Below are 16750 nucleotides of genomic sequence, written 5' to 3' on the forward strand. Positions count from 1 at the left end.
CTTATTTCATTTATGTATTTTTAAACTTTAAAACTGTTGAAACTTGTTTTAAAATGAAAACATTGTTGAATTTTACCTGATAACTAATGTTTATTTAATTGACTATGATATTTTAATTATCATACTACTTGCATACTAATGAAAAAACTGACTCTTACCATTTTTACATTCTTTATCGTTTCTCATATCTACGGACAGATATCATTTGAAAAAGGATATTATATTAATAACCGGAACGACTCAACAGAATGCTATATTAAGAACAAAGACTGGAGTACTAACCCTAAAGAGTTTCAGTGTAAATTATCAACTGATGCTGCTCCGATTATTTTAGGTATAGATTCCGTTAAAGAATTCGGAATATATAACAAATCAAAATATATCAGGTCTGAAGTACTCATTGACAGATCCAGCCATGCAGCAACTCACATTAGTGAAACAAGGGAACCTATCTATAAAGAAGAAACACTTTTTTTAAAGGTTATTCTGGAAGGTAAAGCAAGTCTTTATTACTACAATGGAGCAGACTTCTACAGATACTTTTACAGCATTGACAGTTCAAGGATTGTTCAGTTAATATATAAACCTTACAAAGATAAAGTTGCTAATGTAACTCCAGACTATGGTATATTACTGATTAACTATTCTTATGATAAGAAAAATGAGGATTATAAAAAGCAGTTATTAATCGACCTACACTGTAACGCCATTTCATCTGACAAAATAAAAAGCACACAATATTATAAAAAGGATTTAATAAAGATTTTTAAACTGTACAATAAATGCAAGGATGCGGATTATAAAGAAGACTTTGCTAAGAAGTCTAATCCTGTGTTTATCGCTTTAAGACCTGGGATACGTAAAACATCTTTATATTATAACCTGGCTACATCTGCACTTGGACACTATGTGCCTTACATTTACGAATACCGTTTTGACAATGAAATATCATATCGTCTTGGAATAGAATCAGAACTTACACTACCCGGGAATAAGCAAAAATGGGCCTTTCTTATTGAACCTACTTATGTGTATTTTAATTCAGATCTGAGGTATCCCGGTAATTCTGAAAAAATCGCAAATATTAAATACCATGGAATTGAGTTGCCCCTTGGATTCAGGTATTATTTCTATTTGAATCAAAAATCAAAGATATTTGTGAATGCCGGTTACTCCTTTGGGATGGCAAGTTTTACATACCAGTTACAAACGAAAACCAATTCAAAATACTTTATAAACTACTTCACCTTTGGTGCCGGTTATAAATATAATGATAAACTGAGTGTGGAATTGCGCTTTAGACCAACTAAAACTATATTGGAATTCGTGACTTCTGAAAATAAACATGATCCTAATCTTACCTCATTAACTATTGGTTATACAATTTTTAAAAAATAACAAAAACTGTTTTGTCTGATATTCGAAGTAAGAGTAATAAAAGCTCTAGACAAAATCACTGCATTTAGATACCTCACTTTTATTTATTTGTGTATTTTAAACTTCAAAAGATAAGGAACCTTAAAAAACTGATTGTCATTTAGTTAAAAAAAAGAGTTGAGTTGACGATTTTATAAATTATTAATTCCCTATCAATGTTATATGCTTAAAAAATAAATATTACTTAAAGATTCTTCGCTTCATTTTACTACGCTCAGAATGACAGTCTTTTAGGTTCATATGGGGGTGGAGGATGGGTTGGTTTGCGAATCTGTCGCAAACCAACCCATCCTCCACCCCAACAGCCAGCAAATGCCTGTCATTCCGAGTGTAGCGAGGAATCTCTGAAGCTTTAACCGGTCAACAGTAAATAGGAATTATTAATTGTTTTGGATAAAATACTAATTCCTAATTGACTATAAACCCTCCTCCCAAAATCAAATTCCCCTGCATAAAAACGGCAGTCTGGCCTTTGGCGATGGCATATTCGGGTTCGGATAAAACAACTTTTAAAATCTGATCATCATCGGTTTTACACAGCCGTCCTTTGGCCATTTGTTTGCGGTAGCGGATTTTTACATCCAGTTCCATTCTCATCACTTTTTCAGGATCGATAAAATAGAAATTGGTGATGTAAAATTCAGTTTTATACAACTGATGGTGTGGTCCAAGTGTAATATTTTGGGTTTCGGGATCAATATCTATAACAAACAATGGGCCTTCGATATTCAGGTTAAACCCTCTGCGCTGGCCTACTGTATACAGATGAATGCCGTTATGCGGACCAAGAACTTCTCCTTCCGGCGAAACAAAGTTTCCTTTTAGTGCATTCAGCTTCCCCTCCGGCACATATTTTTCTAAAAACTGCTGGTATCCTTCGCCGGCAAAACAGACACTCAGACTGTCCTTCTTTTTTGCCATGGACGTAAATCCGACTTTGTCCAGGTAATCGCGGACCTTTACTTTAGTGGTCTGTCCCAACGGGAATAAAATCCGGGGCATCCACTCTTTACGTATGCTCCACAAAAAAAAGCTCTGGTCCTTATCAGGATCGGCAGCCACAGAAATGACCTGTTGTTCCTGCCAGTTTTCAATCTGCGAATAGTGCCCCGTGGCTACAAACCCGCAATTCAGCCGATCTGCATACTCCAGCAGCAAGGGCCATTTCAGCGTTTTGTTGCACAGTGCACAGGGAAAGGGTGTAATACCGTTTATATACTGATCAATAAACGGTTGAATGATGGTTTTGGCAAAGTCTTCCCGCACATCCACTACATCAATGGGAATGCCTGTTTGAATGGCAAGATTTTCAAACGCATCAAAAACCGGTTGCAGGTTATCTGATTCGTGATAAAAAACAAAGTGAATGCCGTATACCGCATACCCCTGATCTTTTAACATCAGTGCGGTTGCCGTGGAATCCACGCCGCCACTCATGGCCACTAATACGGATGTTGCGTTTGTGTTCAAACCGAAAATTAACGTGTTGATACCACACTGTCGCTGGCACCGAACATCATGAGATAAGCCTTGATGAAATCATCCAGATCGCCATCCATAACAGCCGGAACATTGGATGTTTCATGACCGGTACGCAGGTCCTTCACCATTTTGTAAGGCTGAAACACATACGAACGAATTTGTGATCCCCACTCGTTTTTCTGCTTCGATCCTTCAATCTTTTCCTGTTCCTCCATCCGTTTACGCAACTCCAGCTCATACAGCTGAGACTTTAAAATACGCATAGCATTTTCCTTATTCCCCAACTGAGAACGGCTTTCGGTATTCTCTATGATAATTCCTGAAGGTGCATGGCGCAGACGTACACCGGTCTCTACCTTATTTACATTCTGACCACCGGCACCTCCTGAACGAAAGGTTTCCCATGTAATATCAGCGGCATTAACCTCAATTTCAATCGTATCATCCACAAGGGGAGCCACAAAAACCGACGTAAATGAGGTCATACGCTTATTCTGTGCATTGAAAGGCGACAGGCGAACCAGACGGTGGACCCCGTTTTCACCTTTCAGGTAACCATAGGCATAATCGCCTTCTACCTGAAGCGTAACCGATTTAACACCGGTTTCATCTCCGGCAACAAAATGCGTTTCCGTGACTTTGTATTTATGACTCTCACACCAGCGCAGGTACATACGCAACAGCATATCCGCCCAGTCGTTCGACTCAGTTCCACCTGCTCCGGCATTGATCTTTATAATGGCACCCATGCGATCTTCTTCACGACGCAGCATGTTTTTCAGTTCCAGTGCCTCTATCAGGTTTACCGTTTCAGCATAGTGTTGATCCACCTCCTCTTCGGAAGCTTCACCTTCTTTATGGAAATCGTACAAAACCTGTAAGTCTTCTATGGAAGTAGTAATTTCGTTGTACCGGTTGACCCAGTCTTTCAGATCATTCAGTTCTTTCATCTGCGCTTCGGCTGTTTTGGGATCATTCCAGAAATCGGGTGCCTGGGTGCGCAGTTCCTGCTCTTCGAGTTCTATCTGTTTTCGGTCGATGTCAAAGGTACCTCCTCAGAACATCCCGTCGGGATGAGAGTTCTTTGATATTTTCAATTGTAATCATGGTTCTTAAATTTTTACGGCTACAAAAGTAGGAAATCAATTACGATTTACGAATTAAGAATGAGGAATTAGTGTTTGTTGATAGGAACCCGGTTACCGAGTGAAACAAAGTTTCATATCAAAGTAACCTGCATACAATCATTGTTGCCCTGTTAAAAAATCAATATTAAGTAAAGATCCTTCGCTTCATTTTATTACGCTCAGAATGACAGTCTCTTAGGTTCATATGGGGCTGTAGGATGGGTTGGTTTTCGAATCTGTAGCAAACCAACCCATCCTCCAGCCCAACAGCCAGAAAATACTTGTCATTCTGAGTGCAGCGAGGAATCTCTGGAGCTATAACCGGACAATTCTGTTTATCAATTAAGAATGAGGAATTAGTGTTCGTTGATAGGAGCCTGGTTACTGAGTGAAACGAAGTTTCGTATCGAAGTAACCTTGATACAATTACGGATTATTAATGTTGAATTAGGAATTTGTTCTCAATCAGATATATCAACTCCCACAGATGGATCGTTATTTTACATCCAGCAGATCACGCCGATTTCCGCTGATATAAATTTAAGTGAGGGCTTCGGTTAAAACGAAACTCTCGCTTCGCTTTAATTCGTAATTCCCCATTCCTAATTATTTAAGGTGTTTGTGCCACTTGTAATACACATCCGGAATTTTGTTGGCCCGAGCATAATGATAATCATCAATGGTACAGGACACGATCATTTGTTTTACCGCATCAATCTCCAGCCACCAGCGGTTATTCTGCGGGTTATTGTAGAATACCATCTCATGGTCAATATCAGATTGCTGCACCACGAATTTTTTATATGTTGAAATATCCCTGACCGGATAATCTTTGTAACGCTTATCCAGACCATCCAAAAAATGCCATATGGCCTGGGCTGCAAGTTTTGAGGTCTGGTTATTCAGATCACATTCCGGGTTAGTTTCAAATAACGAAAACAATGAAATCCTGTCGCTGAAGCCGGCATATCGCGCCAGCTGACACAACTCTTCGCCAAAAAGTCCGTTGGGTGAACCATATCTTACACCTGGCCCATCTGCCAGGCGCACTGCAGACATATCCACGGCCACCATATCGGCATCCCGAAATATCGGCTCTGTGATATGAATCTGTTTTCTTAACTGCCCCAAGCGGATAATATTCTGAGGAAAATTCTGATAGGCCTTAAGTTGCAATTCATCATAAAGATAACTCTGATAGCCGATAAGACTGAAGGACAGCAGATCCGGATCATTCAACAGCGGCTTCAGGTAATTTCTGTGATCAAAATCTTCAGAATCCGTGGCATCAAGTGTTTGATCCACTGTCACAAAGTTGACCTGTTTGCGGGCGCTTTTAACACCACTAAAAAGCGGCAGGGCAAAATCGTTCGATCCCCCAATGATAACCGGAATTACCCTATTACGGATCAGATAGGCAACGACCTCTTCCAGTGCAAAATAAGCATCCCTGACTGTATTGCTTTTAATATTACCCACATCGGACACGTAGATATTCTTAAACCCTCCGCGTAAACTATACAGCTCTTTCCTGATGGTTTCAGCACAAATTGCTGAACCTTTATTTGTGGTTCCGTTGGTGTCGTTTGCAATACCAATTAAAGCCACATCATAGTCGACCTGAGTTGGTGTAACCTGCTTTAATATTTCACCGACAGAAAGCCCTTTAGAAAGATGGCTGTTTTGTTTTACCGGTTCATATGGTTCTGTATAATCGTAGATGTTCATGTTACAATGATCCTGTTTTTACGACACGTTCCAGCGCCTGGTTGTAAGCCGCTATTAATTCCTTCATAATTATATCAACCGGTTTTATCTCATCAATCATGGAAGAAATCTGTCCGATTTCAAGTTCTCCTTCCTCCAGATCACCCTCAAATATTCCTTTTTTAGCCCGCCCCTTACCTAACAGTTCCTTAAGCTCATCATCCGGGGCACAACGCAGCTCTGCTTCCGTTACCTTATCAAAGAAACCATTTTTAATTAATCGCACCGGGGTAAGTTTCTTAAGGGATAGCAGGGTATCTCCTTCTTTTAATGACGCTACTTTTTGCTTAAAATTCAGATGTGCAGACGACTCTTCAGAAGCCGCAAACAGAGAACCAATCTGGACACCCTCTGCTCCTAAAGCCATTGCAGCCAGCATACTATCACCAGACCCGATTCCACCTGCGGCAATAAGGGGCAGTGAAGTTGCCTTTCTAACTGCCGGAATCAGAGTCATTGTCGTGGTTTCATCCCTGCCGTTGTGACCGCCGGCTTCAAATCCTTCAGCTACAATGGCATCCACACCGGCAGCTTCACATTTTTCTGCAAAACGGGTAGCCGATACCACATGCACTACGGTAATTCCAAGATCCTTTAAGTACGGGGTCCACTGTTTGGGGTTCCCGGCAGAAGTGATCACAATCTTAATCTCTTCTTCCTTTACAATTTCCATTATTTTATCCACATCAGGATATAACAAAGGTATATTTACCCCAAATGGTTTATCTGTAGCTGCTTTGGCTTTATGAATATTTTCCCTGAGAATTTCCGGATACATCGATCCTGCACCTAAAATTCCTAATCCACCATTATTGGCCACTGCCGAAGCCAGTCGCCAACCACTACACCATACCATACCTGCCTGAATAACAGGATATTCAATACTAAACAGCTCAGTAATCCGGTTCTTCATATTTTACGTATTTTATTCAAAAGTAGATATTAATTTTTGTACTTTTGGTCAATATATTAAAAACCTGACAATTCACTTTTTTGTTATATCATCAGAACCGCTGGTTTATTTAACTGAATGAAAAAATTAGCCCCAAATAAGATCACTTTTATATTGCTCATATTCTGTGCAATACAGATCAACTTTTCAACTGCTGAAGCTGAAAACGAAAAAAAAATTGGACTTGCCCTTAGTGGAGGTGGTGCAAAAGGGTTTGCTCACATCGGTGCCATAAAGGCCCTGGAGGAATTAAAAATCCCAATAGATTACATCAGTGGAACAAGTATCGGCTCAATCGTTGGTGGTATGTATGCCATTGGCTATAAGCCTGACGAAATGATGAAGCTGATTAACGAGCAGGACTGGGAGTTTATTCTGAGTGATAAAATGATTCGGAACCAGATGCCCTTTTTTGAAAAGGAAGAGATGGACAGGTATATCATTTCGCTTCCCTTTTCGGGCAAAAAAATTGAACTGCCGTCCTATTTTGTGGAAGGACAAAACATTATGCAGTTGCTTTCGGACCTTACAATCGGTTATCACGATGATGTCAACTTTCTGAATTTTCCCATTCCGTTCGTTTGCATTGCCACTGATCTTGAAACCGGGGATGAAATCGTTCTTGATCACGGATCATTACCGCAAAGTATGCGTGCCAGTATGGCGGTACCTGCAGCTGTCAGCGCTGAAGTCATTAACGGTAAATTACTGGTTGATGGCGGAGTAACCAATGTATTCCCTGTGGACAGGGTTAAAGACATCGGTGCGGATATTGTAATTGGTATTGATATTCAAACAGGCCTGAAGAAAAAAGATGAACTCAATGATGGCAGAAACCTTGTTAATCAGTTAGTTGCCATTTTATCAAAAGACCTTTATGAAAAAAACGTGGACTCCTGCGATATCCATATTAAACCGGACCTTTCTGACTATACCATGACCAGTTTTAATAAACCGGCTGCAGCTGCCATGTACAAGCTTGGTTATGATGCCGTAATGGAGCAGAAGGACAGACTGATTCATTTACGGGATTCGCTCAGCTTAAGTTATAATCCAATACCGGTTTATAAACCGGTTACCGATGATGATGTCTTCTTTTTACGTAAAATAATGGTTAAAGACGGGAACGAAGAGCTCAATAATTATGTCAAGGGAAAACTTGAACTTCAGGAAGGTTCCTTTGTCCCGTTCTACCTGATAAAAGAAGGGGTTCAAAAATTATATGCAACAACAAACTACCAGAAAGTGGATTACAGTCTGATTGGGGATAAAGAAAAAACACTTGTTCTGAACCTGGTGGAATCCAACAACAGCTATCTCAATATCGGCTTACATTATAACATGGAAAGCCAGGCTTCCCTTCTCATCAATACAACTTTAAAAAATAAACTAGGACTGGGTTCATTGCTCTCGATTGACCTGAATCTTTCGCGCCTCCCGGGTTTTAAATTCCGCTATACGCTTGATAAGGGAACCATACCCGGTCTTGAATTCAGATACGACTTTTCCGGTGCCAGTTACGACCTGTATAATCAGGGAGATCTGGCCGGCTTTGTAAAGGGGAATTACAACAAAGTGCAGCTGAACACGCATACCATTTTCAATCATACTTTTACCATTGGTGCCGGATTTGAAATGGAATTGTATGACGTGGAATCATACTATTACAATGTACCGGACGGAGAAGACCCCCTGGTTTTAAATGATGAAAACTTTTATAACTACCAGTTCTTTATTAAACTGGATGACCGTGACAGCAAGTATTTTCCACATAAAGGCTCTTTTTTACAGGCATACGGAAAAGTTGTGACCAGCGATTTTGTTAAACTATACAACTCCAATCCACTCATAATAGGAAGCGTAAAGTATAAATATGCCAAAGAGGTTTTACCGAGATTCACCATGCTTCCGGCATTTTATGCCAGGATTCTTTACGGGGACAATGTCCCACCATACCACTATTCCAGGATAGGTGGTGATGACTGGGTTGAAATAATCGAAAACCAGATACCATTTTATGGTATGCGACTGGCTGAAATCCAAACAAATGAAGTTGCCATTGGAAGGATTGAACTGAGATATAACCTTTTTAAGACGCATTACTTGCATACTTTTTTTAATTTTGGCGGGATATCAACAGACTTTAATATCCCTAAAAACGGCAAAATGATCTGGGGAGGCGGACTGGGTTATTCCATCAACAGCTTTGGCGGACCACTTTCATTCTCCCTTACAACGTCGTCAAATAACAATGAATTTATCAGTTATTTAAGTCTGGGATACTGGTTTTAAAATTTACAATTGTGGGAAAAACATATTTTCAGGACTGGGGAGTGACAGAGTATAATGAAGCATGGAAAAAACAGGAGGTACTGTTCGATTCCATCATGGACGCAAAAAAAGCTGTCCGCGAGGGGAAAGCAGATCCAGACACCATTGATCATTATATTGTATTCGTGGAACATCCTCATGTTTATACTTTAGGAAAAAGCGGATCTGAAAATAACCTGTTGATCAATGCAATTCAGCTACAGGCCAGGCATGCCGCCTTTGTCAATACCAACCGTGGTGGCGATATTACCTACCATGGTCCCGGTCAGATTGTGGGTTATCCGATTCTTGACCTCGAAGCACTCGGCCTTGGACTAAAACAATACATCCATCTGCTGGAAGAGAGCATTATACTTAGCATTGCAGAATTTGGCATTGAAGGAAGCCGGCTTGACGGTGCTACCGGTGTGTGGCTTGAACCGGACACTAAAAAAGCACGTAAAATCTGTGCCATAGGCGTAAAAAGCAGCCGTTATGTGACAATGCATGGGTTTGCACTTAATATAAATACCCAACTTGAATACTTCAACTACATCAATCCCTGTGGTTTCATTGATAAAGGTGTAACCTCGGTTCAAAAGGAACTTGGTAGGGAGATTGATTTTAATGAAGCGAAAAAAATTGTAAAAAAGAATATCGAAAAAGTGTTCGGTTTCAATCTTATCTAAGGAAAATCTGATTCCATATCTTTATACAAACGCAATAGCGGAAACAGTCTTTTGTATCACCTGCCTCATAGCTGTTACAATTTCATTATTATTTAGATTAATTTAATTAAATATTTGATTATTAAATGAATTGACAGTAAGTTTACGAGTGCGAAGGGCTGCAAATGTCATTCCTATGTCACAATCATGTAACAGGTTTGTAACATTTATTTCGCTCTTTTGCAGCGGAAAAATCCATAGGGATTAATGTCTAATTTAAAAAATAATCATGGAGACCCTGTTTTTATTTATCGTCATTGTGCTGTTTGCTCTGGCAATTTCAGACCTCGTTGTGGGAGTCAGCAATGACGCTGTTAACTTTCTAAACTCGGCTGTTGGTTCAAAAGCAGCACCTTTTAAAGTAATTATGGTTGTTGCTGCACTCGGCGTGTTTGTTGGAGCAACATTTTCCAGTGGAATGATGGAAGTAGCCCGAAAAGGTATATTCCACCCGGAACATTTCTACTTTTCAGAGATCATGTACATGTTTCTTGCAGTTATGTTGACTGACATTATCCTGTTGGATACATTTAACACGCTTGGTCTACCGACATCAACAACGGTATCAATTGTGTTTGAGTTACTTGGTTCGGCTGTGGCCATATCGTTGATCAAAATCAGTACTGATCCGAATGCGCTGCACCTGTATGAATACATAAACACATCAAAAGCCCTGGCGATTATTTCAGGAATCCTCATTTCCGTGGTTGTTGCCTTTACCGTAGGAGCCATCGTACAGTATTTATCGCGTTTATGGTTTTCGTTTAACTATGAAAAAACGATGAAATACTACGGATCAATATTTGGTGGATTAGCGATCACATTCATTACCTACTTTATTCTGATTAAAGGAGCCAAAGATGCATCGTTTATGACCAGTGCCACAAAAGACTGGATAAAAGAACATACCTGGTCCATTGTTGGCCTTGGATTTATTGCATGGACTTTAATCATGCAGCTGGCGGTTTGGATTTTTAAAGCCAATATCCTGAAATTTATTGTGCTGGTGGGCACATTTGGTCTGGCCATGGCCTTTGCGGGTAACGACCTCGTTAACTTTATAGGTGTACCTCTGGCAGGCTTCCAGTCATTTAAAGAGTTTATTGCAAATCCGGGAGCGGACCCGCACAGTTTCGGCATGGCTTTTCTAGGTGGAAAAATTAAGACAGATACCTACCTGCTTGTTATTGCCGGCCTTATCATGGTAGTAACCCTATGGACCTCACGCAAAGCAAGATCGGTTATTAAAACATCCATCGACCTTGCCCGGCAGGATGAAGGAGAGGAACGCTTCGGCTCTTCTCTGCTGGCCCGTTCAGTGGTCCGTTTCTCAGGAAATATTTCAAGCGGCACATCAGCCATTACACCACCGGCTCTCAAACGTTTTGTTCAGAAACGCTTTGACAGCACACAATACCAGGCCAAAATTGCAAAAATGGAAGAACCACCATCATTTGACCTGATCCGTGCATCGGTCAACCTCGTGGTGGCGAGTATCCTGATTGCCTTCGCTACATCACTTAAACTGCCTCTATCCACGACATATGTGACTTTTATGGTTGCAATGGGTACATCCCTTGCTGATAAAGCCTGGGGAAGAGACAGTGCGGTTTACCGTGTTACTGGTGTATTATCGGTTATTGGTGGTTGGTTTCTTACAGCTTTAATTGCATTTACAGTTTCTTTTGTAATTGCAAACATTATTTACTGGGGCGGAACCGTTGCAATTATCGTTTTAATAGCTCTGGCTATATTCCTGGTTATCAGAACACAGAGAATTTACAAAAGACGTCAGGCTGAAATTGCAGCAGACACAAAAGAACAGAAAACCAAAACAATATCAGTTGAAAGTTCTTTAATCAACTCATGTTCCACCGAGGTAAATGATGTTATTGACCGCATGGGCGATATCTTCTGTAAAACGATAAATCATGCACGTGTTGAAGATCGTAAGGGATTGAAGGAACAGCTTACTGCTGCTGAATCAATCAGTAAACGTGCTAAAAAACTGAAAAAACGTTCGCACGAAAAACTCAAGCAACTTGAAGACAGCAGCCTTGAATCCGGATTATTTTATATTCAGGTGCTTGATTATCTTAGAGAAACAGCGCATTCGCTCGACTACATTGTTTCTCCAACATTTGCACATTTCGATAACAACCATAAGCCATTTTCCAATATCCAGCAGGAAGAACTCGCTGAGGTATGTAAAAACATAAAAAGCTTTATGTATCATGCGTCAAGAATAGTTAAGGATAATGATTTTGCGAAAATGGATGCGTTATTCAAAGAGCAGGTTGCTATCCTGGATCTTTTAAAGAAATTCAATAAAAACCAGATAAAGCGCCTTAAAAAAGCTGAAGACGGAACACGCTCAAGCATGCTATTCATCACAATTCTTCAGGAAACCAAAGGTTTAATGCTTAATCTGAATAACCTTATTAAAGCGCAACGCGACTTTTTATCGCAGAAATAGTTTAACAACAATAATTTTAGCAGCCGGAGACTCATTCCGGCTGCCTTTTTTACAGCAGCAACAAACAAAACAACAATGAAGAGAATTTTATTATTGTGCTTTGCGGTCATTGGTATATCCACACTCGTCAAAGCAGAAACACCTTTAGCAGGAGGTAAAGTATCCGGACGAATATATACGGATGCATTTGTAAATACTGTTGGTGACTTTAATTCTGCCAGCATGGCATTTGAAGTGACCAGAGCCTACTTCGGTTACACCAACGAATTTGCAGAAGGCTGGTCTGCATTTGTCCTGCTTGATATTGGTAGCATCAACGATGATTCGGAATATGCACTGATCCGGAGATATACCTATTTTAAAAATGCCGGAGTTAAATACAAAAAGAACGGATGGGAACTGCAACTTGGCCTTATCGGAACATACCAGTTTAAACTTCAGGAAAAACTCTGGGGTAAGCGTTACATCCGAAAATCCTTCCAGGATGAGTTTAAGTTCAATGCTTCTGCCGACCTTGGATTCTTCGTTAAAAAATCGCTTTCTGATGTTTTTGATGTGGATTTCATGATTGCCAACGGAGAAGGGTATAAAGATTTTCAGTATGATGATTTCCTTAGATACTCTGCCGGACTTGTGGCAAAACCTGCCGATTTTGAATTCCGTGCCGGCATTGACCTTGCCCCGAATGATGATAACATAAACACTGTATATACGCTTTACGGAGCTTACAAAGGAGAAAAATTTAAACTGGGTGCCGATTATACTATGGAAAACAACTACAAAAACCGTGAAGGGTATTCCCGCCAGGGTGGATCAGTATACGGTGAGTTGTATTTTGCAGATAAATGGAGTGTATTTGGCCGATACGATATGATCTATTCGAATATTCTGGACGGCGATGAACGGCCCTGGAATCTGAGCAAAGATGGAAGTGCCCTTGTTGGAGGTCTGGAATGTGCAGTCAACAAACACCTGAAAGCATCGTTAAACTACCAGGACTGGATGCCATATGCGAAAAACCTGGACTATGCTTCCGCAGTGTATCTGAATCTTGAAATCAACTTTTAAATCAGGATGACATGAAAAAAACAGTATTATTCATATTTGCTGTCCTGATGGTCTTCACCTCCTGCAGAAAAAGCGATTACGAACTTACTGCGGATGAACTTCAGGTGGTTGCAGCAAACGCAGGGGGAGTAGGAACAACCACATGGACCAGTGACAAGGAGTATTTGCTTGATGGCTTTGTATTTGTAAATCCGGGTCAGACCCTGATTATTGAAAAAGGAACAGTGATCCGTGCAAAAACAGGCCAGGGAGTAAACGCCAGTGCTTTGGTTGTTGCCCGTGGTGGTAAGATTTTTGCTCAGGGAACAAAAGATGAACCCATTATATTTACCTGTGATGGTGACGACCTGAAGGGCTCAATTGATGTTTATACCCGTGGACTTTGGGGTGGAGTAATTATTTTAGGTAATGCGCCGGTTAACACAACGTCCGGAGAAGCTTATATCGAAGGTATCCCTTTGTCAGAGCCCAGAGGTGTCTACGGCGGCGATAATGAAGCTGATAACTCGGGCGTTTTTGAATATGTTTCTATCCGTCACGGAGGAACCGATATCGGCACAGACAACGAAATCAACGGCCTGACATTGGGTGGTGTCGGTAAAGGCACACGGATCAGTCATATTGAAGTGATCTCCAATAAAGATGATGGTATTGAGCTATTCGGGGGCTCCGTCAACCTGAAAAATATTGCTGTTGCCTTTTGTGGTGATGATGCTTTTGACTTCGATCTGGGCTATCATGGCCGGTGCCAGTTTTTACTTGCGATACAAGGAGAACAGGTTGGTGACTGCCTGGCAGAGCACGACGGCGGCGTAAGCCCGGAAGATGGCATTCCATATACTATTCCTGAGATTTACAACGCCACCTTTATCGGTAGCGGACAATCCCTGATTCACAACCTTATAACGTTTCAGGACAATGGTGGCGGAATCTATTCCAATTCCATTTTTGTGAACCAGGAACTTGGAATCACAGTAGAGTATGTAGGCGATGCATCGAGTTATGAACGACTGGAAGCAGGAGACCTGGCTTTCAACAATAATATTTTTTACGATGTTGCTGAGAATACCTTTGAATCGCTGGGAAAAGTTATGGATCAGTCATTTCATGAAATACAGGATAAGAGCGATGTGCTGATCCTGGATATCATCTCCAATGAAAATGAGATTGAAAATTATGGCATCGGATACAGTGGCGCTTCGTTTAAGGTAACCTCTGATTCCCTGCCGGTAAAAAACCTCAGTTCATATTCCTCCGACTGGTACGACTGGGTGGATTACAAGGGCGCTTTCGGACCTGAAGATAACTGGATAGAAGGATGGACTCTGCTGTCCCAGGAAGGACTGGCAGAGTAGTTTGATTATACATTTTGTTGAAAGGAGGTCTTCGGATCTCCTTTTTTGTTGCAAAAAAATGTAATAAATTGCGTCAAAATCAGAAACCATGAAATCACAGTCAAAACCGGATTACGCGGTAGCTTTTTTCCATGAAGACAACAACTGTGCACAGGCCGTATTGGCACCTTACGGAATTCAACTCGGTCTGAATATTCAACAATGTAAGCAAATTGCATCAGGGTTCGGAGGTGGAATAGCCATGTCGGGATCAACCTGTGGCGCCGTAACAGGTGCCATTATGGCATTGGGACTTGCAGGAACAGGGGAAGGAAAATCAAAAGAACTGACCTACGAACAATCGAAAGAGCTGATACAGATATTCGGGAAAAAGTTTGGGTCAACCCAGTGCAAAGTTTTAACTGAACCCAAACAAAATGGTGATACTAAACATTTTTGTGATAAATTTGTGCACGAAGCTGCTTCAATAGTTGAAGATATATTAAAAAGGTAATGCGGAATGGTTGAAATTTGTGCGATTGCTTCCGGAAGCAACGGGAACTGTTACTATGTGGGTAACGGAACTGATGCTGTACTGGTGGATGTGGGGATAAGCCGTAAACAGGTTTTGCTGAGAATGGAAGCAATGGGGCTGGATAAACATAAAGTCAGGGCCATTTTTATTTCGCACGAACACGCCGATCATATGCGTGGTGTTAAAGTTCTTTCAAAGGTTCTTGATATTCCTGTTTATCTGACAAAAAAAACATATGAGTCTTCCTGGAACCCAAACCGTCCAGGGAAGTATGCTTTTTTTGAACCGGATCAGCCGGTATCTATTGGATCCGTTACGGTTCATCCATTTCTTAAAAATCACGATGCCATTGAACCCTGCAGTTTCAGGATTGAGATTAACGGCAAACAGGTTGGTGTATTTACCGATATTGGCGAACCCTGCGACAATATGATTTCGCATTTTAAACAATGTGATGCTATGTTCCTGGAAACCAATTACGATGAAGAGATGTTATGGAACGGACCATACCCCTACTACCTGAAACAAAGAGTGGCATCATCAAACGGACATTTGAGTAACTTTCAGGCATTGACACTATTACAGGAACATGCCGGATCAAATCTGAATCATGTCTTACTGTCTCATCTGTCTCAGGAAAACAATACACCGGAGTTGGCTGTTAAAACATTTGAAAAGGTTAACGCCAGATACAATATACAACTGACATCGAGAGTAGAAGCTTCTAAAGTATTTACACTTTAGCTGTTTTGTGTTGAAATGACTTGCACATGAAGAAAGTACTTATTTTACAACATGTTGAATTTGAAGGTCCCGGCAGATTTACCGAGATTTTTAAATCCCTGAATTATCAGGTTTCATATTGTGATGTATGGAAAGAACGTTTACCGGAATCTGCAGATTTTGATACAGTCCTGGTTATGGGTGGCTCGATGAGCGTAAATGATACCGAAGATTATCCGTGGCTGATAAATGAAACGGCCTATATCCGTCAGTTGATAGATAACGGCAAAAAAGTTATTGGCATTTGCCTTGGCGCTCAGCTTATTGCCAGTGCATTGGGCGAGCCTGTTTTCCTGGCAGAAGAAAAAGAGATTGGCTGGTATCCGGTACGTTTGAAAAATAATGACCTGCATTTTGTATTTCACTGGCATGGCGAAACCTACGACCTTCCTGCAGGTGCCGAATTGCTTGCTTCTTCGGCAGCATGTGAAAATCAGATATTCACATACAACAAAAATGTTATCGCTTTTCAGTGTCACCTTGAAATGGATGAAACAGCCCTAAAGTCTATTGTAGATAAGTGCAGGGACGAACTGACCGGTGAACGCTTTATGATGACAGAAGAACAGATCATGGACGGCTTTACAGTTTATGGTTCCGGTTCATTCGAACTCCTGAAATCCCTGATCCTCCCATTTCTTAAATAAGCCCTGTTTTAGCCTGCAATCAGATGGATCAGCAGAATCCTGTTGTTTGATTGTTCCCCCAACTTTATCCTGAAAAGGAAATGGGATCATTGTTTTTTACGCCC

Annotated in this window: 13 protein-coding genes; 9 read left to right on the forward strand and 4 right to left on the reverse strand. The window is 40.8% G+C overall.

The annotated features are described in order from the left end of the window. Positions 1-138: 138 nt before the first annotated feature. Positions 139-1398 carry a porin family protein gene (locus ACE1EF_RS06840; protein ID WP_375719888.1) on the forward strand — a complete coding sequence of 420 codons (1260 nt, stop codon included), beginning with the start codon at positions 139-141 and terminating at the stop codon, positions 1396-1398. A 447-nt stretch (positions 1399-1845) separates the two neighbouring features. Here the strand turns inward: ACE1EF_RS06840 and mnmA are convergent, their stop codons facing one another. The 4 genes from mnmA to ACE1EF_RS06860 form a co-directional block, all read right to left on the reverse strand. Then, positions 1846-2907 carry a tRNA 2-thiouridine(34) synthase MnmA gene (gene mnmA / locus ACE1EF_RS06845; RefSeq protein WP_375719889.1) on the reverse strand — a complete coding sequence of 354 codons (1062 nt, stop codon included), beginning with the start codon at positions 2905-2907 and terminating at the stop codon, positions 1846-1848. An 8-nt stretch (positions 2908-2915) separates the two neighbouring features. Then, positions 2916-4026, reverse strand: a protein-coding gene (gene prfB / locus ACE1EF_RS06850) for a peptide chain release factor 2 (RefSeq protein ID WP_375719890.1) whose coding sequence is annotated in 2 segments (ribosomal slippage) — positions 2916-3962 and positions 3964-4026 — 1110 coding nt in all. Because the reading frame shifts where the segments join, the coding sequence is not laid out codon by codon here. Positions 4027-4652: 626 nt separating this feature from the next. Continuing rightward, the gene (locus ACE1EF_RS06855) at positions 4653-5774 is read right to left on the reverse strand and encodes an arginase family protein (RefSeq protein ID WP_375719891.1); all 1122 of its coding nucleotides are present in this window, start codon (positions 5772-5774) and stop codon (positions 4653-4655) included. Position 5775: 1 nt separating this feature from the next. Next, positions 5776-6726 carry an NAD(P)H-dependent flavin oxidoreductase gene (locus ACE1EF_RS06860; protein WP_375719892.1) on the reverse strand — a complete coding sequence of 317 codons (951 nt, stop codon included), beginning with the start codon at positions 6724-6726 and terminating at the stop codon, positions 5776-5778. A gap of 117 nt (positions 6727-6843) precedes the next feature. Here ACE1EF_RS06860 and ACE1EF_RS06865 point away from each other — a divergent pair, with 117 nt between their 5' ends. From ACE1EF_RS06865 to ACE1EF_RS06900, 8 genes are all read left to right on the forward strand, one after another. Next, on the forward strand, positions 6844-9057 hold the full coding sequence (locus ACE1EF_RS06865) for a patatin-like phospholipase family protein (protein WP_375719893.1): 2214 nt from the start codon (positions 6844-6846) through the stop codon (positions 9055-9057). An 11-nt stretch (positions 9058-9068) separates the two neighbouring features. Then, on the forward strand, positions 9069-9764 hold the full coding sequence (gene lipB / locus ACE1EF_RS06870; protein ID WP_375719894.1) for a lipoyl(octanoyl) transferase LipB: 696 nt from the start codon (positions 9069-9071) through the stop codon (positions 9762-9764). 268 nt (positions 9765-10032) lie between these two features. Beyond that, positions 10033-12279: an inorganic phosphate transporter gene (locus ACE1EF_RS06875; protein ID WP_375719895.1), complete on the forward strand. Its 2247-nt coding sequence runs from the start codon at positions 10033-10035 to the stop codon at positions 12277-12279. Positions 12280-12354: 75 nt separating this feature from the next. Next, positions 12355-13347, forward strand: a complete 993-nt coding sequence (locus ACE1EF_RS06880) for a hypothetical protein (protein ID WP_375719896.1) — start codon at positions 12355-12357, stop codon at positions 13345-13347. Positions 13348-13358: 11 nt separating this feature from the next. Next, on the forward strand, positions 13359-14702 hold the full coding sequence (locus tag ACE1EF_RS06885) for a hypothetical protein (RefSeq protein ID WP_375719897.1): 1344 nt from the start codon (positions 13359-13361) through the stop codon (positions 14700-14702). Between the two features lie 88 nt (positions 14703-14790). After that, on the forward strand, positions 14791-15195 hold the full coding sequence (locus ACE1EF_RS06890) for a C-GCAxxG-C-C family protein (protein WP_375719898.1): 405 nt from the start codon (positions 14791-14793) through the stop codon (positions 15193-15195). Positions 15196-15201: 6 nt separating this feature from the next. Further along, a complete protein-coding gene (locus tag ACE1EF_RS06895; RefSeq protein WP_375719899.1) occupies positions 15202-15960 on the forward strand; it encodes an MBL fold metallo-hydrolase in 759 nt (252 codons plus the stop codon). Between the two features lie 26 nt (positions 15961-15986). Continuing rightward, positions 15987-16646: a type 1 glutamine amidotransferase gene (locus ACE1EF_RS06900; RefSeq protein WP_375719900.1), complete on the forward strand. Its 660-nt coding sequence runs from the start codon at positions 15987-15989 to the stop codon at positions 16644-16646. Positions 16647-16750: the final 104 nt, after the last annotated feature.

The sequence above is a fragment of the Quyinboa sediminis genome, from assembly GCF_042219855.1.
GTDB lineage: Bacteria > Bacteroidota > Bacteroidia > Bacteroidales > UBA5342 > JBHJHP01.